The sequence below is a fragment of the Micromonospora sp. RB23 genome (genome assembly GCF_053585025.1).
Genome location: NZ_CM132111.1, coordinates 2,041,380 through 2,064,930 on the forward strand (window position 1 = coordinate 2,041,380; position 23,551 = coordinate 2,064,930).

16 protein-coding genes and 5 tRNA genes are annotated in these 23,551 nt (G+C 72.0%); 13 read left to right on the forward strand and 8 right to left on the reverse strand.

Annotated elements, in window-relative coordinates; genetic code table 11:
* Positions 1-55: 55 nt before the first annotated feature.
* The gene (locus ACTFTM_RS09450; protein WP_422739035.1) at positions 56-658 is read right to left on the reverse strand and encodes a TetR/AcrR family transcriptional regulator; all 603 of its coding nucleotides are present in this window, start codon (positions 656-658) and stop codon (positions 56-58) included.
* Between the two features lie 388 nt (positions 659-1,046).
* Here ACTFTM_RS09450 and ACTFTM_RS09455 point away from each other — a divergent pair.
* From ACTFTM_RS09455 to ACTFTM_RS09465, 3 genes are all read left to right on the forward strand, one after another.
* A tRNA-Gly gene (locus ACTFTM_RS09455) sits at positions 1,047-1,119 on the forward strand.
* A gap of 34 nt (positions 1,120-1,153) precedes the next feature.
* Positions 1,154-1,224 (forward strand) — tRNA-Cys (locus ACTFTM_RS09460).
* A 13-nt stretch (positions 1,225-1,237) separates the two neighbouring features.
* Positions 1,238-1,312: transfer RNA gene (locus ACTFTM_RS09465), tRNA-Val, on the forward strand.
* A 56-nt stretch (positions 1,313-1,368) separates the two neighbouring features.
* Here the strand turns inward: ACTFTM_RS09465 and ACTFTM_RS09470 are convergent.
* From ACTFTM_RS09470 to ACTFTM_RS09495, 6 genes are all read right to left on the reverse strand, one after another.
* Entirely contained in the window at positions 1,369-4,131 is a 2,763-nt protein-coding gene (locus ACTFTM_RS09470) for an FtsX-like permease family protein (protein WP_449565427.1), read from the reverse strand.
* Positions 4,128-7,301: an FtsX-like permease family protein gene (locus tag ACTFTM_RS09475; RefSeq protein ID WP_449565428.1), complete on the reverse strand. Its 3,174-nt coding sequence runs from the start codon at positions 7,299-7,301 to the stop codon at positions 4,128-4,130. Before ACTFTM_RS09475 ends, ACTFTM_RS09470 begins: the two co-directional genes overlap by 4 nt.
* 7 nt (positions 7,302-7,308) lie before the next feature.
* On the reverse strand, positions 7,309-8,028 hold the full coding sequence (locus ACTFTM_RS09480; RefSeq protein ID WP_449565429.1) for an ABC transporter ATP-binding protein: 720 nt from the start codon (positions 8,026-8,028) through the stop codon (positions 7,309-7,311).
* A complete protein-coding gene (locus tag ACTFTM_RS09485) occupies positions 8,025-8,957 on the reverse strand; it encodes an ABC transporter ATP-binding protein (protein WP_449565430.1) in 933 nt (310 codons plus the stop codon). Before ACTFTM_RS09485 ends, ACTFTM_RS09480 begins: the two co-directional genes overlap by 4 nt.
* A 93-nt stretch (positions 8,958-9,050) precedes the next feature.
* A complete protein-coding gene (locus ACTFTM_RS09490; protein ID WP_449565431.1) occupies positions 9,051-9,785 on the reverse strand; it encodes a GNAT family N-acetyltransferase in 735 nt (244 codons plus the stop codon).
* Positions 9,786-9,886: 101 nt separating this feature from the next.
* On the reverse strand, positions 9,887-10,132 hold the full coding sequence (locus tag ACTFTM_RS09495) for a DUF6458 family protein (protein ID WP_357122984.1): 246 nt from the start codon (positions 10,130-10,132) through the stop codon (positions 9,887-9,889).
* Positions 10,133-10,281: 149 nt separating this feature from the next.
* Between ACTFTM_RS09495 and ACTFTM_RS09500 the strand changes: the two genes are divergently transcribed.
* Together ACTFTM_RS09500 and ACTFTM_RS09505 are read left to right on the forward strand one after the other, a co-directional pair.
* A tRNA-Gly gene (locus ACTFTM_RS09500) sits at positions 10,282-10,354 on the forward strand.
* Positions 10,355-10,401: 47 nt separating this feature from the next.
* Positions 10,402-10,476: transfer RNA gene (locus ACTFTM_RS09505), tRNA-Val, on the forward strand.
* A 117-nt stretch (positions 10,477-10,593) separates the two neighbouring features.
* Here ACTFTM_RS09505 and ACTFTM_RS09510 read toward each other — a convergent pair.
* Entirely contained in the window at positions 10,594-11,295 is a 702-nt protein-coding gene (locus tag ACTFTM_RS09510; RefSeq protein WP_449565432.1) for an IclR family transcriptional regulator, read from the reverse strand.
* A gap of 385 nt (positions 11,296-11,680) precedes the next feature.
* On the opposite strand from ACTFTM_RS09510, the gene ACTFTM_RS09515 reads away from it, so the two are divergent.
* Genes ACTFTM_RS09515 through dgoD form a run of 8 tightly spaced genes read left to right on the forward strand, consistent with a single transcriptional unit; the run spans position 11,681 to position 23,539 of the window.
* The gene (locus tag ACTFTM_RS09515; protein WP_449565433.1) at positions 11,681-14,839 is read left to right on the forward strand and encodes a sugar-binding protein; all 3,159 of its coding nucleotides are present in this window, start codon (positions 11,681-11,683) and stop codon (positions 14,837-14,839) included.
* Entirely contained in the window at positions 14,836-15,732 is an 897-nt protein-coding gene (locus tag ACTFTM_RS09520) for an NAD-dependent epimerase/dehydratase family protein (protein WP_449565434.1), read from the forward strand. The genes ACTFTM_RS09515 and ACTFTM_RS09520 overlap by 4 nt, the downstream gene beginning before the upstream one ends.
* Complete coding sequence (locus tag ACTFTM_RS09525) at positions 15,729-17,042, forward strand: ABC transporter substrate-binding protein (RefSeq protein ID WP_449565435.1); 1,314 nt, start codon at positions 15,729-15,731, stop codon at positions 17,040-17,042. Before ACTFTM_RS09520 ends, ACTFTM_RS09525 begins: the two co-directional genes overlap by 4 nt.
* A gap of 6 nt (positions 17,043-17,048) precedes the next feature.
* A complete protein-coding gene (locus ACTFTM_RS09530; RefSeq protein WP_449565436.1) occupies positions 17,049-17,996 on the forward strand; it encodes a carbohydrate ABC transporter permease in 948 nt (315 codons plus the stop codon).
* The gene (locus tag ACTFTM_RS09535) at positions 17,993-18,832 is read left to right on the forward strand and encodes a carbohydrate ABC transporter permease (RefSeq protein WP_449565437.1); all 840 of its coding nucleotides are present in this window, start codon (positions 17,993-17,995) and stop codon (positions 18,830-18,832) included. Before ACTFTM_RS09530 ends, ACTFTM_RS09535 begins: the two co-directional genes overlap by 4 nt.
* Before the next feature lie 21 nt (positions 18,833-18,853).
* A complete protein-coding gene (locus ACTFTM_RS09540) occupies positions 18,854-21,076 on the forward strand; it encodes an FAD-dependent oxidoreductase (protein WP_449565438.1) in 2,223 nt (740 codons plus the stop codon).
* Positions 21,077-21,131: 55 nt separating this feature from the next.
* Complete coding sequence (locus ACTFTM_RS09545) at positions 21,132-22,397, forward strand: enolase C-terminal domain-like protein (protein WP_449565439.1); 1,266 nt, start codon at positions 21,132-21,134, stop codon at positions 22,395-22,397.
* Positions 22,394-23,539, forward strand: a complete 1,146-nt coding sequence (gene dgoD / locus ACTFTM_RS09550) for a galactonate dehydratase (RefSeq protein WP_449565440.1) — start codon at positions 22,394-22,396, stop codon at positions 23,537-23,539. The genes ACTFTM_RS09545 and dgoD overlap by 4 nt, the downstream gene beginning before the upstream one ends.
* The last annotated feature ends 12 nt before the right edge of the window (positions 23,540-23,551 follow it).

Here is a 23,551-nt window from a genome sequence, read left to right on the forward strand (position 1 = left end):
CTTCGGCGCGCCGGCCCGAGCCGTTTTGCCCGGCCTGGCGTACGCCGCCGGCCGGTCAGTCCAGGTCGGCCGGGTCCAGGCCCAGCTCGCGGGCGGTGACCAGGCGTACCCACTCGCCGAACTGCCGGCGAGAGATGACCCGGTCGTGCACCGCGAGCTGTACGGCGAGACCGTCCATGACGGCGCTGATCCGCCAGGCGGCCCCGTCCGGGTCGGCGCACTGGAAGGTGCCGTCGGCAACCCCGGTGGAGATCACGGCGGCGAGGTCCTGTCGCCACCGCAGGTCGAGGCGGCGGGACACCTTCTCCAGTTCGGGGGTGCGCAGCGACTCGGACCAGCCGTCGATCCACATCGACCAGGAGGTCGCCCGGCCGGCCGGGGTGTAGAGCTTGAGGATCCGGCGGAGCTTCGTCAACGGCGGGGCCGAGGAACGGGTGACCGCGTCCAGGCGGGCCAGATCCTGCTCGACGGCGTACGCGAAGGCCTGTGCGAGCAAGCGCTCCTTGGTGGCGAAGTGGTAGAACACCAGTGCCTGGCTCACCCCGGCGGCCTGCGCCACGTCGGCCGTTCGTGTGTTGGCCAGGCCGCGCTCCACGATCACGTCGCAGGCCGTGCGCAGCAGGGCATCCAGGCGGATCTCGGCCGCACGTCTCGTCACGACCGTTACCGTAGCCCATCTACTCGAACACGAACAGTTACCGCTACCGTCCGATTCGTGGGGTAAGAGTCGGAAGTTGGACACTTTCCGGGGGCGTCGTGGCTCGTTCTCCTGATGGTGTTCGGCGAGGTCGGCGGCGCATCCCCGGAGCGGTCCGGCGGTCGTTCGTCGCCCTGGCGCCAATCGCCGGATGATGCCGGAGTGTGACGGCCCAGAGTCAATTGCGACATCAGGTCAGCTGACTAGGAAGCCTGCCTCCTGTGGTCGCCATCTCCCGCACCGGCCTCGGACCGGGCAGGAGGGGACGCGCCGACACGGACCCCGATTTGGCAGTCGTTCGCCGGCTCGGCTAAAGTTCTCATCCGTCACCCGGGAACGCCGGGGGCGTGCGGACGTAGCGCAGCTGGTAGCGCATCACCTTGCCAAGGTGAGGGTCGCGGGTTCGAATCCCGTCGTCCGCTCGGAGCTGCCGCCACGCATGACGGGGGCAACCTCGGTGGGGTGGCCGAGAGGCGAGGCAACGGCCTGCAAAGCCGTGTACGCGGGTTCAAATCCCGTCCCCACCTCGGCAAAGAGCACGGGCGATTGGCGCAGTGGGAGCGCGCTTCCTTGACACGGAAGAGGTCACTGGTTCAAACCCAGTATCGCCCACCAGCTGTACGACCTGAGCGTTGAGGCCCGTCACCGGATCCGGTGACGGGCCTCAACGCTTATCCCTGGTCGCCGGCGCGGAGCACCTCGCTCAACCGGTCGCGTCGTCGCAGCGCGGACTCGACGGGTACGACGGCGGCAGCCGCCGCCAGCAGCGCCACGCCCAGCAGGGCGAGCAGCCACCACGGCAGGATGGCCCCCGGGTCGTCGGCCTGGCCGGTGAGCAGCCGCAGATCGAGAGGGCCGAGCGTCAGGCGTGCGAGCAGCGCCCCGAGGAGCGGCCCGCACACCGCGACGACCACGACCGGCGGCAGCAGCTCTCCGGCGGCGACCCAGCGGGCGTCGCGTGGCCGCAGGCCGAGGGTCCGCAGCCGGGTCAGGGTCTGCCACCGTTCGGACGCCCCCGCGGCGGCGCCGAGCGCGAGGCCGAGCAGCCCCAGCGCCAGCAGCACCCCGGCGGCCGCCCACGCCAGCCGTAGGAGCCCCGCGGTCAGCGGAGCCGCTCGCTGCGCCCGCAGGACGTCCGCACGCGACACGACATCGGCGGCGACGCCGCTGTTCGCCACCGCCCGCGCCGCCCCGGGACCGGTCACCCAGACCGTGTTCGGAACGGCGGGCAGCCCGGCGTCGGCGAGGGCCGCGGCGTCCACGATGACGACGTCGCCGGCGCCGCCGACCGGGGGCGCGGTGCCGACCACGGCGAGGTGGATCGCCGGGCCGTCGTCCCGGGTCAGCTGCAACCGGGTGCCGGCCGGCAGCTCGCCGTCGCTCGATCGGACCAGCGCGGGTATCTGTCCGGAACCGGGACCGGGCGTCCGGAGTCGCGTCAGCGCCGGCGCGTCGGGCAGCGGGGTCGTGGCCAACAGGCGCTGGTACGCCTCGGCGTCCACGACGACCAGGCGGGGGGCGAACGGTGTGGAGTCCGCGAAGACGCGCGCCGAGTCGGTGACCTGCGCGACGACGACCTGCCCCACGCCGGGCGCGGCGGCGATGTGTTCGGCGATGGTGGGCGTGGCGGCCTTGGCGTCCGCAGCGACGTCGAGACGGGCGTCGGCGCCGACCGCGCTCCACGCGCCGTCGGCGAGGCCGCGGGTGACGGTGGTGCCCAGGATGAGCGCGAACGACGCGAGCGCCGTGGCGCTCACCAGAACCAGCAGCGGCAGCGCGCGCCCTGCCGTCGTGGCCGCCCGGGCGGCGCCGAACACGGCCAGCGGACGGCGCGAGCGCAGGGCCTGGCGGAGCGCGAACCGCGCGCCCAGGGGCAGCAGCCGGATCAGGACGAGCGCGCCGACGAGCGCGCCCAGAGCGACGGCGCTGACCGGCAGGACCACGTCGCCGGTCAGCTCACCGGTGTCGCCGTCGGAGGTGACGGGGAGGAGCCCGCGTTGGTGCAGCGCGACGAGGGCGGCGACCGCGGCGATCAGGACAGCGGCCTCCACGGCGGTGCGGCGCAGCTCGCCGGTGGCCCGGAGCCAGCGCCGAGCCGACCGGTTGGCGGGCTGACGTCGGTCGCGGCTCGCGCGGCCGGCGGCGAGGGTGCCGAACGCCGGCCCGGCGACGGCTCCGGCCAGGACCAGGGGAATGGCCCAGGCCCAGGAGACGCCCGGCGCCGCCAGGCGGGCGAGCGCGAGCCCGACCGCGGCGGCCGACAGGGACACCACTGTGGATTCGATGGCCAGTTCCGCGCCGAGGTCGGGTAGCGCCGCCCCACGCTGCCGGGCGGCACTCAGCGCCAGGGTGCGGCGGCGGACCAGCAGGTCGGCGGCGAGCAGCAGCACCAGGACCGTGGCGGTCAGCACACCCGTGAGCAGCACCGCCGCCTGCGCGGCGACGGCGCTGACCCGGGCACGGGTCGCGCGCAGGGTGGCGTCGAGCTGCGACTCCCACTTCAAGGAGTCGTCGCGGGCGCCTGACGAGCCGGAAGCCGCCTTGAGCTTGACCACCTGGTCGACCAGGGCCGCGCTGGTGCGCCAGGTGAGCGCGTCGGGGTCGGGGGCGAAGTGGACGGTGCGCCGGAGTTGGTCCTGCTCGACGGCGAGCCGGGCGTCCGGCAGCGAGTCGCGCGTCAACAGACCGGCGAAGCGGGTGATCCCCACCCCGTCGGCGCCCGGCACGGGGCGTAGAAGCGCCGGGGTGAGTCGCCAGGCGGGGTCGGCGGTGTCCGTGGGTCGGTAGATCCCGCTGATCCGGAGGTTCCTGTCCCGCCCCCGGCTGTCCTTGGTCGGGATCCGATCGCCGGGGCCGAGGCCGAGGGCGGCGGCGTCCGCCTCGGAGACGCCGACCTGCACGGGCCAGGGCGGTCCCTCGTAGGGGGCTTCAACGTAATCGTCGGGGACGGCGCCGGCGGGGGCGTTCCCGGCGATCCAGGTCACCTCCGGGCCGCCGGCGTCGCCGGCCAGGTAGGTGAACTGGAAGGTACGCGGTGTGCTGCCCTCGGTGATGGTCAGGACCGGACCGTCGACGACGGCGATGGGTGGGAGCAGCGCGCTGTCCAGGTCGGGCCCGAGCGCGGACGTCGCCCGGACACGGAAGTCGTCGACGTCCTTGGCGAGGTCGGCGAACCGCACCCGCCCGCCGGTCGGACCGTCGTCGCGTTCCCAGTCGGCGTGCGCGAGGACGTCCGCGTCGGGGCCGGCGCGGCGGATGGTGTCCTGGACGGTGTTGTCGGCGGCGGTGCCGAGCAGCACCGGCACGGCTCCGGCGAGCAGCGCGACGGCCGCGATGACGGCTGCGGTGAGCAGCAGCGGGCCGGCGTCGGCCCGGCCACGGCCGCGGACGCTGGGCCAGTGCGGCGCCGGGAACCGGCGGGTCAACTGCCTCACGGCGTCACCCGCAGGTGCGCGGCGTCGGCCCGGCGGACCTGGATGCCGACCACGATGGCGACCGCCAGCAGACACCCGGCCAGCAGCACGGCGAGCAGTGTGCCCTCGGCCGGCCACGGCCAGTGTGGCTGGGCGGCCGGGACGGGAGCGGCGCCGGTGTCGGAGCGCACGAGCAGGGGAGCGACGAGGCGGGTGGCGAGCGCGCCGACGGCCGCGCCCGCCGCGAGCAGGGGCAGCAGGACGCCGGCGTGCTGGCCGAGCAGTACGGCCCGGATGCCGCGCCGGGACATCCCCAGGCCGCGCAACCGCGCCACCTCGACGGCGCGAAGCTGGAGGTCGCAGGTGACGTGCAGGACGACGCCGGCGAGCAGCAGCAGGGCCGCGGCCGGTACGACGAGCCGCAGCGCGCCGGGCAGTTCGGCGCGCAGCGGGCCGCCGATGAGGCGGGTGGTCTCCGCCTCGCGGGTCGTGACGGCGCCCAGGTGCAGGGCGGCGGCCCGCTCGGCGGCGCCGGGACCGGCGGGGTGGCCGACCCACCAGGCGTCGACCGGGAACGTGAGGTCACCGGTGACGACGCGCGCGCGGGACAGCGTGTCCAGGTCGGCCAGGACGGCGATGGCGCCGGGGGCGGACGGCACGGTCGGCACGACCTCGGTGATGACGATCGGGACGGCAGTGGTGCCGATCGTGACGCTGAGCGCGCTGCCGCTGTCGACACCGACCTCGCTGGCGAAGCGGGCGGAGACGGCGACCGGCACCGTGCCGGGGTCCGGGAAGGCGGTGGCGACGAGGGTTCGGGCGGCGTCGTCGGCACCGCCGAGCTCGACGGTCGCGGCCAGCCGCAGCGCGGTTCCCGTCGACGTGGGGGACAGCCGGACGTTCAGGTCGCTCAGCTTGCTCGGTACCGGCGGGGCGGAGGTGACGGTCCAGTCCGATCCGTCGGTGGACGGTGCCGCCGGCACGGTCAGCGTGACGGTCACTGCCACTCCTCCGGCGGCGGCCACGGGTTCGTCGCCGGTGTCGGCGGTGATCGGCAGGGCGACCGCGACGAGGCGCAGCCCGTCGGCCGTCGCGCAGGCGGGCAGGCGAACCTCGCGGCCGTCGAGCGGTACGGCGGGACCGGTGCAGGACGTGCGGAGACCGGCGACGTCCTGCAGCAACAGCCGGGGCGTCACGGCGAGCGGGAGGTTGTCGGCCGCCGTTCCGCTCAGCACGAGCGGGGCGCCGGCCGGAACGTCGAGGCCGGTGACCCGGGTGCGTGGTGCCAGCGCGGCGCCCACATCCGCCCATCCCTGGTCGCTGTCCAACGGCCCGCGCAGCAGCGCGTCGGCGCGGGTGGTGTCGACCGCGACCAGGCGCGGCGCCTCGCCGGATGTTCCGAGCCACTGGCCGATGGCGGTGCCACGGTCGAGAACCGGGCTCACCGCCCCCGCGGTGGCCGCGCTGACGACCGCGCCCTGTCCGGCCGTGGGCGACGTGCTGAGGGTGAGCGCCAGGTCGGTGCCGACGGAGAGCGCGGCCTGGTCGCGCTGCGACTGGTGCCAGGTGGTGTCGAAGGCCAGGCCGAAGGTTCCGGCCGCGCAGGCCAACCCGACGAGCAGGCCGGCGGCGACCGCCTGGGGCCGGCGGGCGCTCTCGGCGAACGCCAGCGGAAGCGCCAGCCCGCGGGCGCGGTAGGCCAGGCGGTCGGCCGCGCGTAGGGCGGGCAGCACCACCCGGAGCGCCAGGGCGGCGCCGGCGGTGAGCAGCAGCGCCGGAGCGAGGACCCGGACCAGGTCGGCGCGGGGGCTGGCAGCGGAAGGTTGCGCGTACAGCTGCCACCATCCGACGGCGGCGAACACCGCGAGCAGCAGGTCGGCGCCGGAGCGGGCCAGCAGCTCGCGGCGGGTGCGTCGCTCGCCGGCCGCCGGGACGGGGCGGATCGCCAGGACGGTGAGGACCGCGGCGAGCACCAGCGCGCCTCCCGCGACCGCGAGAGCCTGGACGCCGGTGATGGCCGGACGGTCGGTCAGGCCGGCGTCGTCCAGCGGCGGCAGGTGGGTCAGGCCGGCCTGCAGGGCCGACGAGGCCGGTATCGCGAGCGCGATGGCGGCGGCGGCGACGAGTCCGGCCTCGAGTGTCGCGGTGGCGGCGAGTTGACGACGGCTGGCGCCCAGGGCGGACCGCAGGGCGGTCTCGTCGGCGCGGATGCCGGCGGTCAGGCGGCCGGCGAGGACGAGCGCCGTCGCGGCCAGGACACCGCCGAGGACGGCGATCGCGAGCACGACGGCGGCGGTCACGTGCCGTTGCTCGTCCGCGGACCGCAGGGTCAGCGACAGGTCGGTGGCGACACGGGCCATCTGGACGCGGTCGCCGAGGGTGCCCGCCAGCCGGCGGTCGGCGTCGCGGACGCCGCCGGCCACGGCCTCGAGGTCTCGGCGGTTCGCGTGGCTCAGGTCGGGATGGGCGGTGATCTCCATGCGGTCGACGGTGGCGCCGGTGGTGACCAGGTCGGCGAGGTCGACGAGGAACGGGCCGTAGGCGTTTACCGGTTGCAGGAAGCGACCGTCCCGGTAGCCGGTTGCGGACCCGGCCGCCGCGAGCGGGTCGCGGTCCCAACCGCGCCCGGACAGCGGGCGTACGACACCGACGACGGTCACGTCGATGGCGGGGGTGGGCGGGTGGGCCAGCTCGGCGCCGAGGCGTACCCGGCTGCCGGGTGCGAGGCCGAGAAGTTGGGCGGTGGACTCCAGGAGCACCGCGTCGCCGGGGCGCTGTGGCCAGTGTCCGGTGACCAGCTCTGCCCGGGCCGGCAGGTCGTCGAGTCCCGACAGGTACGCCTGTGCGCCGACGGTGGTGCCCGGGGCGAGCCCGGGCGGCAGTGCCCGCAGCACCGTCGACGCCCGCGCGGTGGTGCTCACCGGGAACGGCGCGAGCGCGGAGGTCAGCCCGGCACGAGTGTCGGTGACGACGGACGACGCGTCGGGGCCCTCGACGGCGCCGGTGTAGACGGTCGCGTCGACGGCGGCGGCATCGGCGCGGGCCAGGGCGACCTCCAGGGCCCGCTCGGCGGTGCGGGTGACCAGCAGGGCGCAGGTACCCAGCAGGGTGGCGCCGATCGTGACGACCCCGAGGAGGGCCGCCAGCAACGGCCACTGCGCGCGGGCGCGTCGGCGGACGAGCCTCAGCATCGTCGTGTCACCTGGCGTCCGGCACGGGCTCGTACGCCTGCCCGGCGGCCTGTTCGTCGAGGTGCCCGTCGTGGATGCGGATCACCCGGTCGGCCAGGGCCATCATCACCGCGTCATGCGTCGACACGAGCACGGTGACCCCTTCGGACTCCGCCACCCCGCGCAGCAGGGCCATCACCGACAGGCCCGTCTCGGCGTCCAGTTGGCCGGTGGGCTCGTCGGCGAGCAGCAGCCGGGGCGACGCGGCCAGCGCGCGGGCGATCGCCACCCGCTGCTGCTGGCCGCCGGACATCTCGGCGGGCCGCTGCTGGGCGTGGTCGGCGAGGCCGACCAGTTCCAGCAGCAACTCGACCCGCCGCTCGCGCTCGACCGGGGCGACGCGGGCCAGCCGCAGCGGCGCGGCGACGTTCTCCGCGGCGGACAGCACCGGGATCAATCCGAAGCTCTGGAAGACGTACGACACCTTCTCGCGCCGCAGCCGGGACAGGCCGTCCTCGTCGAGCGCGGTGACGTCGGTGCCGTCGACGTGCACGGCGCCGGCGTCCGGGCGGTCCAGGCCGCCGATGACGTTGAGCAGGGTGGTCTTGCCCGAGCCGGACCGGCCGACGAGGGCCACCATGGAACCGGCGGCCACCTCGAAGGACACGCCGCGCAGGGCGTGCACGACGGTGGGCCCGGTGTGGAAGCGCCGGTGCACGTCCTGCACCCGCAGCAGCGGCTCGCTCATTCGCCGCTGCGCGAGTCGGAGTGGATCGTGATGTGGTCGGGTTCCAGGGCCAGCCGGACCCGTCGGGTCAGCGCCAACGCCTGGCGAAATTCCCGGGGCACCTGTACCCGCCCGGCCCGGTCCATCACTGCGTACTCCTCGGCGATCATGTGCGTGTCGCCCTCCGCGTCGGTGGTGGCACGGCGCAGCACCTCGCTGCTGGTGCGACCGTCCCTGATCGCGACGGTCCGTTCGACCTGGCCGCTGACCTCCGGGTCGTGGGTGACCACGACGACGGTGACGCCGTAGCGCCGGTTGACGTCCCGCAGCACCCCGAAGACCTCGGCGGACGTGGCGGCGTCCAGTTCGCCGGTCGGCTCGTCGGCGAGCAGGACCCGCGGCTGGTTGGCCAGGGCCACCGCGATCGCCACCCGCATCTGCTGTCCGCCGGAGAGTTGCCCGGGGCGGCGGTCGGCGCAGTCGGCGACGCCGAGGCTGTCCAGCAGGTCGGCCGCGCGCTCCCGCCGCTCCTTCTTCGCGGTACGGGCCGCCGTCATCGGCAGGTCCACCATCTCCCGCGCGGTCAGGTACGGGATCAGGTTGCTCGCCGTCTGCTGCCGGACGAACCCGACGGTGTGCCGCCGGTAGTCCACCCGGTCCGCGCGGGACATCGCCAGCAGGTTCCACGTGTCGACCCGGACCCGCCCGGCGGTGGGGGCGTCGATACCGGCGAGGATGGAGAGCAGCGTCGACTTGCCCGATCCGGAGGCGCCGACGACGGCGACCATCTCGCCGCTCTCCACGGCCAGGTCCAGTCCCTGAAGTGCCTGCACCTCGATCGAACCGGTCTGGTAGATCCGTACCAGGTTCTCGCAGACGATGAGGGCGTCCCGGCCGAACTCGGGTGCCCGCGCGGACGGCTGCGGCAGGGACAGCGGTGTCGTGGACATTCCCAGCAGTCTCGCAACCGGCGGGCTCGTTGACCATGCCCCTCGGGCGGCTTTTTCGCTTCGCTTGCGGAACGAGGATCTGGCGTCGAGCGGTCAGAAGGTCAGGAGCCGGAACTCGCCCACCGGTCGGAAGCCGAGGCGACGGTAGGTTCCCTCGCCGACGGAGGACGAGGTGAGGGCCGCCGTGCGGGCGCCCCGCCCGCGGGCCAGGTCGAGCGCGGCCCGGCTCATGGCCGCGCCGATGCCCTGCCGGCGCTGCTCGGGCTGCGTACCCACGAAGTAGAGCGTGACCAGACCGTGGCTGAGCCAGGCGACGACCGTGCCGGCGATCCGGCCGTCGGCGAGGCGACCGGCCAGCCGGATCACCGTGCCGTCGCCGTTGAACGCCTTCTCCCGTTCGACGGTCGCCGGGACACCCTCGGCGGGGATGCCGGACACCCGGGCGTAGGCCGCGACGAAGGCGTCCAGGTCGTCGGTCTCGGCGATGTGCAGGCCGGCGGGCGTCGGGGCCTCGGCCACCGCGTCGAGCGCCACCGTCATGATCGGCATGCGGGCGACCTCGGTCGCTCCGAGGGCGACCAGGCCGTCGGCGGTGCCGGCGTCGCTGTCCGGCCCGACCCACCAGATCCGGGGTACGCCCCGCAGGCGTTGCCGGGCCTCGGCGAGCGCCTCGCCGGGGGTGGGCCCGGCCACCCGCAGCACGCCGTTGAGGGGGGCGTGCGGCACGTCACTGCGGTAGGTCGGCAGGCCCGGGTCACCGTCCGGGCCGATGTTCCAACCGAGCAGGTACGACCGGTGTGCTGCCAGCACCGTGTCGAGGGACTCCATGGGCTGGATCGTAACGCGGGTTCGTCCCGGGCCTCACCAGCGGAAACGGGACGGGCCGGCATCCTCGGCAGGGAGGTCGCCGGCCCGTTCAGCTGAGCGCGTCACAGCGGCGGGGCGATGTCCCGCCGCTCCTCGACCCGGCGGTACTCGACCGGCTGCTCGGTCGTGGTCACGACCGCGCCACGGCGGCGCTGGAAGATCAACGCTGTCATGATCAGACCGAGTACGCCGGCGCCCATCAGGATCCAGCCGACGACGTCGAGGTTGATGCCGCCGACGCTCGCGTCGAGGGCGAAGGTGAGAATCGCGCCGAGCGCGATCAGGAAGATGCTGGTGCCGATACCCACGACAGCCTCCTTAGGGGGTGTGGTGCGCTGTCGAGGTTCATCAGTACCCCGCCGTCGAGCAGCGCAATCGCGGTCGCCCGAGGGTGCCGCGCCGGCCGATCTTGGCATCGGGTAGAGTCTGCTCCGTCGCCGGCGGTAGTCGGGGACGTGCGGACGTAGCGCAGCTGGTAGCGCATCACCTTGCCAAGGTGAGGGTCGCGGGTTCGAATCCCGTCGTCCGCTCGCGATCCGTCTCGACGGGCCTGACAGCCCGGTCGAGCGGGCACCACGGGCGATTGGCGCAGTGGGAGCGCGCTTCCTTGACACGGAAGAGGTCACTGGTTCAAACCCAGTATCGCCCACCAGGTAGGCAAGCAGGTCGGTCGACCCGTTACCGGATCTCCGGTAACGGGTTTTTTGGTGTGACGTGGAGGTGGCGGCCGCCTGGCGCGGCCGCTTTCGTGCCGAGGTTCAGGGCGGCCTCAGCCCTTCTTCTCGATCCTCTCTGCCGCGTGCCGCAGTGCGCTGACGAGTTCAGGTATCTGCGCGTCGGGAAAACGGCCGGACATGCCGATCGCGGCGTACGGCGCTGAGCCGACGGTGACGGCGACGGTGCGTTCGGTTCTGCCGGTGCGCAGGGCGTACCCGGCTTCGCGGATCTCCGCGAGATCGGTGAGGACCTGCTCGATCGGGGTCTCGTTCGCGCTGGTGGTCCACATGGCACGGACGTTCTCGTCGTCCTGGCTGGCCAGCAGGGCCATCCCGAGTCCGGATCGGGTGACCGGGAAGAGGCCGATCCGGCCGAGGGCCGTGCTGGTGTCCATGCCCGGGTCGGCGTGGTACAGGTACGACATCTGGTCGCGCCAGAGCACGCCCATGGCCACCGTGTGACCGTGGGAGTGAAGCTCGCCGAGCGGCCCGAGCGCACGGCGGATCAGGCCGGACCCGAAGAGGCTCTGCGCGGCCAGGGCGTGGATTCCCGGGCCGGGACGGTAGCGGCGTCGCTCGTCCTGTTCGATCAGCCGGATGTGCGCGAGGGTCTTGAGCAGCCGGTTCGCGCGAGAGGGTTCCAGACCGAGCCGTCGTGCGACTTCGCGTGAGCCGAGGGCCTCAGGAGAGCTGGCCAGCAACTGCAGGCAGTCGAGTCCATCCTGGAGCGATTTGTTCGGCTGAGACGGCAGCATGTTGCATTTATAGCATCACTACGGGTGGAGACGCTACGAGATCGTGTCGCGCGGGTTTCAGTGGAGTGTCTTGACGGTGCTATTACTGCACCATTACGCTCGCCGCACTTGACCAACGATCCCGCCTGGTCGCCGCAGTCGACCCTGCTCGAGCAGGCGCGATGAGTGCTGCCCAGGTCGGTTTCCTCCAGCACGGGGCGGGTCCGGCGGGCTGCCGCCATGGACGGAAAGGCACCACATGCTGCGAACCGTGGCGAGCCGGTCGGCTCGCCACGAGCCCACGTCACGGGACGACAAAGCGTCAACGAGCGGACCGTGGCTGAGCCGAGAGGTGACGAACTTGATACGACCCTCGAACGTGCGCCGCCACAGGTGGCGGACGCACGTGGCGGCCGGACTGGCCGTTCTCATCGGTCTACCCGTGATCGGCGTCGCGCCTCCGGCGTTCGCCGACGCCGCCGCGGCCTCCGCGGTGCTCTCGGCCACCCCGCAGTGGAACGGCATGGCCGGCAACCCCGGCGACGCCTCCGGCCAGATCTCCGCGGCGGCCACCGAGCGGGGCGGCCGCTCCTGCTGGACCACCACGCAGACGCCGATCACCAACGACTTCCTGTACTTCCGGGTCGACGCCGCCCGGCAGCCGGCCACCACCGGGTACGCGTTCGTCAAGGTCAGCTACTTCGACGCCGGCCCCGGGCACTTCACCATCCAGTACGACGGCACGGGGCAGAACCGGGCCGGCGACGCCGTCCCGCTGACCGGCGGGAACGTCTGGCGTTCCTACGTCTTCCAGTTGGCCGACGCCGAGTTCAAGGGCGATCTGCCGTCCGGCGCCGACTTCCGCATCGCCTCCTGGGACAGCCGGCTCGGGCGGTCGGCCACCGACCTGTGCGTCTCCGACGTCTCGGTCAGCTTCAGCACCGCCGAGGCGGTACGCATCACCGCGACGAACCTGGTCTTCAGCGGATCCGAGCCGCGGACCATCCCGGTGACCTCCAGCGCGGCCAGCGTGAGCTGGACGGTCGCCGACGAGCAGGGCGTGCCGGCGGCCAGCGGCACGGCCGCGGTGTCCGGTGGCACGGCGACGGTCGACCTCGCCACGGTCAAGCCCGGCTACTACACCCTCGGCGTCACGGCCGAGGTGGGTGGACTCCCGGTCACCAAGTACACGCCGGTGGCGCTGCTGGACGCGCTCCCCGCCGACGCCCGCAGACCCGGGGCGCCGTGGGGAGTCGGAACCCACTTCTCCCAGAGCGACCCGGCCAGTCTCATCCCCACGATGGCGAAGGTCGGCTACACCCACGTCCGCGACGCCCTGTCCTGGCAGCACGTCGAGAAGACCGCCGGCACCTACACCATGCCCACCTACGGCGCCCCGTTCCTCAACGGGCTGGCCGCCAACGGCATGGAGCCTCTGCTGGTCGCGGCGTTCGCCAATCCGCTCTACGACGGCGGGAAGACGCCGAGCACGCCGGAGGGCCACGCCGCCTTCGCCGCCTACGCCTCGGCGATGCTCACCCTCTCCGGCACGAACAAGGTCGAGGTGTACAACGAGTTCGACGGGGGCTTCAACAACGGCCTGTGCGGTCGTACCCCGCAGTGTTACCTACCGCTGTTGCAGGCGACCTACGCCAAGGTCAAGGCCGACCACCCGCAGGCCGAGGTCGTCGCGCCGGCCGGCGGCGGACCCGCGTGGTGGGAGGAGCTGTTCCAGATCGGCGGCCTGAAGTACATGGACCGCTTCAGTGCGCACCTCTACGGCTTCCCGGCGGCGCCGGAGGTCCGCGGCGTGACCCTGATCCCGACGTTCAAAGACCTGATCCGCCGCTACAACAACGGTCGTGACATGCCGATCGACATCACCGAGAACGGATTCCCGACCCACACCAGCGGCGGCGTCACCGAACTGCAGCAGGGCGACTACCTGGTCCGCACGGCGAGCCTGGCCGTGGCCAACGGGGCGAGCCGCTACTACTGGTACGACTTCCTCAACGACGGCACGACCGCGTCGAACCAGGAGTACAACTTCGGCGTCATGCGCCGTCCCGGGTACCTGGGGATGAACGCCTACGCCCCGAAGCCGGCGCTGGTCACGCAGTCGGTGCTGATCCGCCAGCTCGCCGGTCTTGATTTCCGTGCCGCCGACAACCTGGGCTCGGGTGTCTACTCGTACGAGTTCGCCGGCGGGGCCGGCAAGACGCCGGTCCGGGTGATGTGGGCGACCACACCGACCCAGGTGGAGCTGAGCACCACCACCCCCGTGACGGTCACCAACGCCTACGGCCGGTCGAACACCCTGGAACCCCTACAGGGCAAGGTGACGCTGGACCTGACCGAGCACCCGGTCTTCACCCGGGGCAAGCCGACGGCCCTCGCGGTGAGCAACCCGAAGGTGTACTCGGTCTCCGTCCCGGACACGGTCGCCGTCGGCGACGACATCCCGGTGACGCTGAAGGTGGACCGGACCCACGGCGGTGGAGGCACGTGGACCAACTTCCACATCGAGAACGACACCTACGCGGTGTACGCGCCGGCCGGGCAGGTGGGGACGAAGACCGTCAGCGTCCCGGGTGGCACGGTGAAGGGCCCGCGAACGGTGCACGTGCGGGCCGGGTCCGGGGGATCGGCGTCGATGGTGCTGCGCGACGACGCGATGATCACCGATCCGGTCGTGGTGACCGCCGATCCGATCGTGACGTCGGTCGGGCCGCTCGGTGGTGCACTGCGGGTGAAGATCACCAACAACAAGTCGGCGACGGCCCTGAACGTCACACAGATCGCCTGGACGGTGGGGACGCAGAGTGGCACGGCGACCGGCGTCGCTCCGGTCCCGCCGAACTCCGTCACCTCGGTCGACATACCGGTCACGGGGATCGTCCCGTGGAAGTCCTCCGACATGTCGGTGCGCGTCGACACGACACAGTTGGGCGCGTTCCGGGCTGGCGGGCCAGTCGGCTTCAACCCGATCGAGGCCGACGGACAGAACATGGTCGTACCCGTGAATCTGGCGGCCGACGGCGCGGTCGACTACCGGCGGGTTCCCTACGGCGGCACGTCGGACCTGTCCGGCACGGTCAAGCTTACCCGCACCGCGGACGCCCTGTGGTTGACGGCCGACGTGACCGACAACGTCCACGCCCAGACGAAGACGGCCGGCAGTATGTGGGACGGCGACTCCATCCAACTGGCGGTCAGCCCCGACCTTCCGGGGCGGTCGACCGCCCGCGTCGAGATCGGCGCGGCGCTGCTGGGCACCGGTCCGGCCGTGTACACCTTCACGCCACCGGCCGGCGGAGTGGCCGGGGCGACGCCGGGCGCCACGGCGGCGATCGTCCGGAACGGGACCACCACCTCCTACCGCGCGTCGGTGCCCTGGTCGGCACTTGGGTTCACCGGTCCGCCCACCGCGCCGGTCGCCCTGTCCTTCGTGGTCAACGATGACGACGACGGCATCGGCCGGGCCGGCTGGATCCAGTGGGGCGGCGGCATCGTCCTGGCCAAGAACACCGCGGAGATGCGGCCGGTGCAGGTGATGGCGCCGTGAGCGGGCCCCGGCGGGTCCTGGTCACCGGTGCGGCCGGACGGTTGGGTCGGGCGGCCCTGACGCTGCTCGCCGACCGGCGCATCCCCACCACCGGTCTCGACCTGCACGACCCGGGCGACACCGGGGCGGGCCGGATGGTGACCGGATCCGCCGGGGACCCGACCGTGGTACGCGACGCCCTCGCGGGGGTCGATGCCGTCTTCCACTGCGCGGCGATCCCCGCGCCCACCCTCGGCACACCGCACGAGGTGTTCACCACGAACACCCAGGCGACGTTCACCGTGCTGGAGGAGGCGGCTCAGCGGGGCGTCGACCGGGCCGTGATCGCCAGCAGCCTCTCCGTGACCGGTCTGCCCTGGTCTCCGCACCCGCAGACACCGGCCTACCTGCCTCTCGACGAGGAGATGCCGTTGCAGGTGGCCGACCCGTACGCGCTGTCGAAGCAGACCGACGAGGCGATCGGCGCCATGATGGCCCGCCGGCACGGCATGACCGTCGTCGCACTGCGCCTGCCGCTGCTCGGCGGTCCCGGCGACCAGTTCGACACCTACGCCCGTTACTACGCCGAACACCCCTCGTGGGGGGCCAAGGAAATGTGGGCCTACCTGGACACCCGCGACGCCGCCCGCGCCGGACTGTTGGGCCTCACCGCCCCCGTGACGGGATTCCACGCGGTCTTCGTCGCCGCCCCGGACACCCTGTGCGCCACCGACACGGAGGCGCTGCTGGACGAACACCTACCGGGGGTGCCTCGGCGGACGCGACTGACCGGCCGGAGCGTCGCCATCGACACCGCTCGGGCCACGCGGCTGCTCGGCTTCACCCCCGAACACCTCCACCCACTGTCCCCACCCGGACAGCCCTCAACCTCACCTCAGGAAGTGACGCCATGACACGTACGATCAGCCGCCGGCGCCTGCTCGCGGGCGCGGCCGGACTGGGTTCCGCCGCCCTCCTCTCGGCCTGCGGCAAAGGCGGGGAGTCCGGTGACACCGGCACGGTGACCCTCAACGTGTGGGGCGGAGTCCCCGCGGAGAACGGCCCCAGCGCCCTGTTCGCCGCGTTCACCGCGAAGCACCCGAACATCAAGGTCAACTACACCCGCTTCGTCAACGACGATCAGGGCAACCTCAAGCTCGACACCGCGTTGCAGGGCGGCCTCGACATCGACGTGGTCGTGTCGTACGCGCGCTCGGCGCTGGCCAAACGCGTCGAGGCGGGTCTGCTCACCGACCTCACCGACCGGCTCGCCGCTGACCCGGTGTTGAAGGCCTTCGCGCCCGGCGCGGAACCGGCCAGCAACAACTTCTTCGACGGCAAGGCGTACTCCGTTCCGGCCAGCCGCAGCGTGGAGACGGTGCTGGCGAACAAGAGCCTGCTCGACAAGGCCGGCATCACCGTCCCGGCGGACTGGACGACCGCCGACTTCCGCGCGATCGCCAAGCAGCTGTCCGGCAACGGTGTGTACGGGTGCCTGATCCCGCCGGACCTCGCCCGCCAGCAGCTCGGCCCGGACTTCACCTACAAGCCCGGCGGCCGCGAGTCCAACTTCGACCACCCGGCGTTCCGGGAGAACTTCCAGCTCCGGCTGGACATGATGGCCGAGAGGTCCGCCGCGCCGATGACCGAGATCGTCGCGCAGAAGTGGGACGCGTTCGCCCAGACCCCGTTCCTCACGGGGAAGGTGGCCATGTGGGTCTCCCAGCCGTTCGTTCTGCGCTACATCAAGGACACCAAGGAGTATCCGCACGACTTCAGGACCGTGCTGCTGCCGATGCCCGCGCCGCAGAAGGGCGTGCGGTTCTGGAACACCGGTGGCTACGGCGACAACGTGGCCATCACCAAGAAGTCCGCCCACCAGGACGCCGCCTTCACGCTCCTGCAGTTCTGGGTCGGTGAAGGCGCGGCACACATGGTGCCCGGCGGCCGGCTCCCGTCGCTGCCCGGGGGTGACACCGCGAAACTGGCCGCCGATCTGGGCGGACCCGACGCCGCGAAGCTGTTCGACGACCAGTCGCTGGTCACCAACCTGCTGACGTCGGACGCGCGGATTCCCGTGGACACCATCCAGACGGCGCACGCCGAGATCTCCACGATCGTGAACGGGCTCAACCAGCGGGTCCTGCTCGGGAACATCAGCCTCGACGAGTGGGCCCGGACCGCCAAGGAACAGTGCGACGCGGCGATCAAAAAGGCGGGCTAGAAACACATGCAGACTCTGGTTGGGTCGGCCCGGTCACCGGTACCGCCCGTCGTACGGGGGAAGAAGCGCCGGCCCACCGGGGTCCGCTCCTGGTTGCCGTGGCTGTTCATCGCCCCCAATCTCGTCGGACTGATCGCTTTCACCCTGGGTCCGATGCTGGCCGGGCTGGGCATCGCGTTCACCCGGTGGAACGTGCTGTCCGGCCTGGACGGGATCGAGTGGGTGGGCCTGGACAACTTCGCCGACCTCTTCGCCGACCCGAAGTTCTGGAAAGCCCTGGGCCGCACGGTGTTCTTCGCCGGCCTCGGCGTTCCGCTGTCGATCGGCTTCGGCCTGCTGCTCGCACTGGCCCTCAACCGGCCGCTGGTCGGCCGGGCCGCACTGCGGGTCGTGTTCTTCGTGCCCAGCATGGTCAACACGGTTGCCATCGGCATGGTCTGGCTGCTCGTGCTCAACCCCAGCGCCGGGCTGCTCAACCAGGCCCTGCGGTTCCTGGGTCTGTCCGAGCCGCCGACCTGGCTGGTGTCCGAGAACTGGGCTCTGCCGGCGCTCGTACTCATCCAGGTGTGGGCCGGCATGGGCTACCAGGCGGTGATCTACCTGGCCGCTCTCCAGGAACTGCCCCAGGACCTGCACGAGGCGGCGATGATCGACGGCGCCGGCGCGTGGCGCCGGTTCCGCGCCATCACGTGGCCGAGCCTCATGCCGACCACCATCTTCCTGGCGATCACGTCGTTCATCGGCACGTCGCAGGGTTTCGGGTTGATCGCCTTCCTGACCGGCGGCGGCCCGGGGGAGTCCACCACCGTGCTGGCCTACTACATGTACCAGTCCGGATTCCAGGCCTACAAGTTCGGCTACGCCGCGGCGATAGGCGTCGTCACGTTCGCCGCGGTACTGCTGCTGACGCTGCTGCTGTGGCGGTTCCAGAAGGGACGGGGGCTCTACACATGACCCGCAGCCGTACAGACCGGACCCTGCGCACCTGGGTGCTGAGCGTTGTCATGTGGGCGATCGCGGTGCTCTTCGCCCTCCCGCTGCTGTGGATGATCTCGGCCTCGCTCAAACGCAACATCGACGTGTTCACGCTTCCGGTGACGTGGATTCCCGACCCCGTCCGCTGGGTCAACTACGTCGACGTGTGGGCCGGCGACCCGCCCCTGCTGCGCTACTTCAGCAATTCCCTGATCGTGGCGGTCGTTGCCGTCACCGGCGAGCTGTTCACGTCCTCCCTCGCCGGGTACGCCTTCGCCCGCATGCGGTTCAAGGGTCGCGACCGCCTCTTCCTGCTCTATATCGCGACCTCGATCGTGCCGACCCAGTTGCTGCTCGTGCCCCGGTTCATGTTCTTCCAGGCCGTCGGCCTGTACGACACCCTGTGGGCGCTGATCCTGCCGAGCATGTTCACCGTCTTCGGCACCTTCCTGATGCGCCAGCACTTCTCCGCCGTACCCGGGGAGCTGGCCGAGGCCGCACGCATCGACGGCGCCGGCGAATGGTCGATCTACTGGCGGATCTACCTGCCGATGGCGAAGCCCGTCCTCGCGGCACTGGCGATCCTCGGCTTCGTGTGGTCGTGGAACAGCTACGAGACGCCGCTGATCATGCTCTCCACCGACGAGAACTACACGCTTCCCGTCGGCCTGACCCGTTTCGTCGACGGTGACGGCGGCCTCGCCGGTGGCCTGTCCATGGCGGCGGCCACCTCGTCGGTCGTACCGATGATCATCGTGTTCCTCGTGTTCCAGCGCCAGTTCCTGTCCGCACTGAGCCGCACCGGGCTCAAGTGACACCGACGGAGGGCCACGACAATGCGTGTTGAACACGTCGGACACGACATCACGGTGGTCGGCGGTGGTCTGGCGGGTGTGTGCGCCGCCATCGCCGCCGCCCGCCTCGGCCGGACGGTCGCGCTGATCAACAACCGGCCGGTGCTGGGCGGCAACTCCAGCAGCGAGGTACGGGTCTGGGTGGTGGGCGCCACCAGCCACGGGGACAACCACTACGCCCGCGAAGGCGGGATCATGGGTGAGCTGTTCGTGGAGAACCAGTACCGCAACCCGCAGGGCAACCCGTACGTGTGGGACACGGTCGTGCTCGACGCCGTGCGGGCGGAGCCGAACATCTCCCTGTATCTCAACACGGACGTCCGCGACGTCGACGCGGACGGGCCGCCCGAGGCGCGGCAGATCCACGCCGTCACCGGGTGGATGATGGGCTCGGAACGGCTCATCCACTTCAGGTCGCCGATCTTTCTCGACTGCACCGGCGACGGCCTGATCGGACACCTGGCCGGCGCCGAGTACCGCATCGGCCGCGAGGCCAGCGGCCAGTACGGCGAACCCTGGGCGCCCGCCGAGGCCGACGACATCACCCTCGGCAGCACCCTGCTCTTCTACACCAAGGACGCCGGTGAGCCGGTCACCTACGTGCCGCCGTCGTTCGCCAAGGACATCACGCAGACCAGCATCCCGCAGCGGCGCATCATCCGGGCCGGCGACAACGGCACCGCGTACTGGTGGATCGAGTACGGCGGGGAGTTGGACACCGTCCACGACAACGACGTCATCCGGGACGAACTGTGGTCGGTCATCTACGGAATCTGGGACCACATCAAGAACTCGGGCCGGTTCGACGCGGACACGATGACCCTGGAATGGGTCGGCGCCGTCCCCGGAAAGCGGGAGTACCGGAGGTTCATCGGCGACTACGTGCTGACCCAGAACGACATCATGGGTCAGACGGAGTTCCCCGACCAGGCCGCCTTCGGCGGTTGGTCCATCGACATGCATCCGCCGCAGGGCATGTACGCGACGGAGGCGGCCTCCAAACACCTGCACCCGGACGGCGTCTACCACATCCCCTACCGCTGCCTGTACTCGGTGAACACCACGAACCTGCTGTTCGCCGGACGCAACGTGTCGGCCAGCCACATCGCGTTCGGCTCGACCCGGGTGATGGCCACCTGCGCGACGCTTGGCCAGGCGGCCGGAACCGCCGCCGTCCTGTGCCTCGACCGGCAGGTGGCCCCCCGCGAACTCGACGCGGGTCACCTGCAACAGACACTCCTGCGCTCCGACGCGTCCCTCATCGGCGTGGCCGCGGCCGACCCGACCGATCAGGCCCGCGGGGCGCTGGTGACGGCGTCCTCGACGCTGGACGGGATCGACGTGACCGGACCGGGTGAACCGTGGCCGCTGACCGCCGACGCCGGCATCGTGCTGCCGGTCGATCCCGCCCTGGTGGAGCCGGAGCTACTCGTCGACGCGGTCGAGACCACGACGCTCGTGGTGGACCTCTACGACCCCGCCCTCGGACAGAACTACGTACCGCGCACGCTGATCGACACGGCGGAGGTCCGGGTCGCCGCGGGCGCCCGGCAGTGGGTCCGCCTCCCGCTGGCCTGGACGCCGCCCACCGCACGCAACGCCTTCCTACGGGTACGGGCCAACCGCGCCGTGGCCCTGCACGTCGCGGACACGACCGTCCCCGGCGTTCTGTCCCTGTCCCACGTGCCGCCGGCGGCGGGCCGCACGGAGCGGCAACCGGTGCTCGAGTGGAAGAGCGTGGCCCTGCGCCGCCGGACCTTCTGCCTGCGCACCGGTCCGACGGCGGCCTACTCCGCCGACAAGGTGGTGGACGGGTACCTGCGCCCCTTCGCCGGACCGCACCTGTGGATGTCGCGGCCCTTGGCCACGGACGGTGAGCCGTGGTTGCAGCTGACCTGGCCGGAGCCGGTGACGGTGAGCCGGGTCGAGGTCATCGCCAACGACGACGTCAATGAGGACCTGATCAATCTGCCCCATCACCGGATGCCGTTCACGCTCATGCCGACGCTCGTGCGCGACTACCGGATCGAGGCCCGTGCCACCGGGACCGACTGGCAGCCGCTCGTGTCGGTGGCCGACAACCGGCAGCGGCGCCGCACGCACCGTCTCGCGGCCCCGATCGTGACCGACCGGATCAGGGTCGTCGTCACCGCCACCAACGGCGCCGGTTCGGCCCAGCTGATCGCCGTGCGGGCCTACGCCTGACGGTCTGCCGTCGCCGTCCATCCACGCAACGATCCTCGAACAGGAGACCACGTTCGTGCCCCTCAACCCCATGCCGGAGACGCAGGCGCCCTGGCCCGGCCGTGACCGGCTGCGCATCACCGGCGTCCGGTCGATCGTCACCGCCCCGGAGGGCGTGCCGCTCGTCGTCGTCCGGGTCGACACCAACGATCCCGGCCTGTACGGGCTCGGATGCGCGACGTTCACCCAGCGGTTCCACGCCGTCGCCGCCACCGTCGACCGTCATGTCGCGCCGCTGCTCGTCGGCCGCCATCCGGCCGACATCGAGGACATCTTCCGGATGGTCCACTTCTCGTCGTACTGGCGCAGCGGCCCGGTCACCAACAACGCCCTGTCCGGCGTCGACCAGGCGCTGTGGGACATCGCCGGCAAGCGGGCCGGCATGCCCGTGTACGAGTTGCTCGGCGGGCGGGTCCGAGCGGCGGCCGACACGTACCTGCACGCCGGCGGGGCCACCGTCGACGCCACCCTGGAGCAGGCCCGCGCCCTGCTCGACCGGGGCTACCGACATGTCCGGCTCCAGGTCGGCAGCCCCGGCGTCGGCACCTACGGCGCTCCGCCCACGCCCGGCGGGTACCCCGGAACACCGCATCCGGGCGGGTGGGACGTGCACCGCTACCTGCGCGACACCCCGGCCCTGTTCGCGCAGGCCCGCGCGGCCCTCGGGCCCGAGCCGCACCTGATGCACGACGTCCATTCCCGGCTGACCGTCAAGCAGGCTGTCGGACTGGCTCGCCAGCTCGAGGAGTACCGGTTGTTCTTCCTGGAGGATCCGATCGCCCCGGAGTTCTACGACCGGCTGGGCGAGGTCCGCGCGGCCGCACCCATGCCCATCGCCGTCGGCGAACAGGTGGCGTCGGTGGCCGACGCGGCCCGGCTCGTGACGGGTGGCGGCGTCGATCTGCTGCGCCTGCACATCTCCTCGATCGGCGGCCTGAGCCCGGCGCGCAAGCTCGTCGCCCTCTGCGAACTCCACGGTGTCGGCACCGCCTGGCACGCGCCGGCCGACGTGTCCCCGGTCGGCGCGGCGGCCAACGTCGCGCTCGACGTGACCAGCGCGGCGTTCGTCGTCCAGGAGGGCCACGAGTACTCACCCGACGTCCACGCGGTGTTCCCGGGCACGCTCGCACCCCGCAACGGCTTCCTCTACCCGTCGGACGCGCCCGGCTGGGGCATCGACCTCGACGAGGCGGAGGCGGCCAAGTACCCGCCCGTGGAGCACCTCCACGAGCGGTGGTCGGCCCAGGTACGGCACCTCGACGGCGGGATCGTGGCCCCGTGAAGATCGACCGCCTGGAGACCTTCCTCGTAGCGCCCCGCTGGCTCTTCCTGAAGATCACCACCGATGACGGTGTCGTCGGCTGGGGCGAACCGGTCGTGGAAGGCCGCGCCGAGACCGTACAGGCCGCGATCGGTGAGCTGTCCGACCTGCTCGTCGGCACCGATCCGATGCGCATCGAGGACCACTGGCAGGTCCTCACCCGCGGTGGCTTCTACCGTGGCGGCCCCATCCTGTCCAGCGCCGTCGCCGGCATCGACCAGGCGCTGTGGGACATCGCCGGAAAGGTCCGCGGGGCGCCGGTCCACGAACTGCTCGGCGGGCCGGTACGCGACCGCGTCCGGATGTACGGCTGGGCGTACGGCGAGACCGCCGAGCAGGTCGCCGAATCCGCCGCGACGGCGATCGCGGCGGGATACACCGCCGTCAAGATCGCACCGCCGGGCGCGATGGCGTTCCTGGACACCCCCGCCGGCCTGAGATCCGTCGTCGATCTCCTGGCCAAGGTCCGCGATGCGATCGGCGCCGACAACGACGTGGCGATCGACCTGCACGGCCGAGCCTCGATCGCCGCCAGCCGTCGCCTCCTGCCGCTGCTGGAGCCGTACGTGCCGCTGTTCGTCGAGGAACCGCTGCGGCCGGAGTTCTCCAGCGACATCGCCCGGATCGTCACGGCCACCGCACTGCCGATCGCCACCGGCGAGCGGCTCTACACCCGGCGCGAGTTCCGGGACGTCCTGGACGCCGGCGTGGCCGTCGTCCAACCCGACCTCTCGCACGCCGGAGGCATCTCCGAGGTCCGGCGCATCGCCGCGGTCGCCGAGATGTACGACTCCGTCCTGGCCCCGCACTGCCCGCTCGGCCCCATCGCCCTGGCCGCATGCCTGCAGATCGACCTGGCCACACCGAACTTCCTCATCCAGGAACAGGCCCTCGGCATCCACTACAACAACGGCCAGGACGGCCTGAACTATCTCGTCGATGCCGACGTCCTGCGGCTGCGCGACGGGCACGTGGAGCGACTCGGCGCACCCGGCCTCGGCATCGACGTCGACGAGAACGCGGTGCGCGCAGCGGCGGCACGGGGTCACCGGTTCCGTTCCCCCGTCTGGCGCGGCCCGGACGGCGCGTTCACCGAGTGGTGACGACCCACCTGA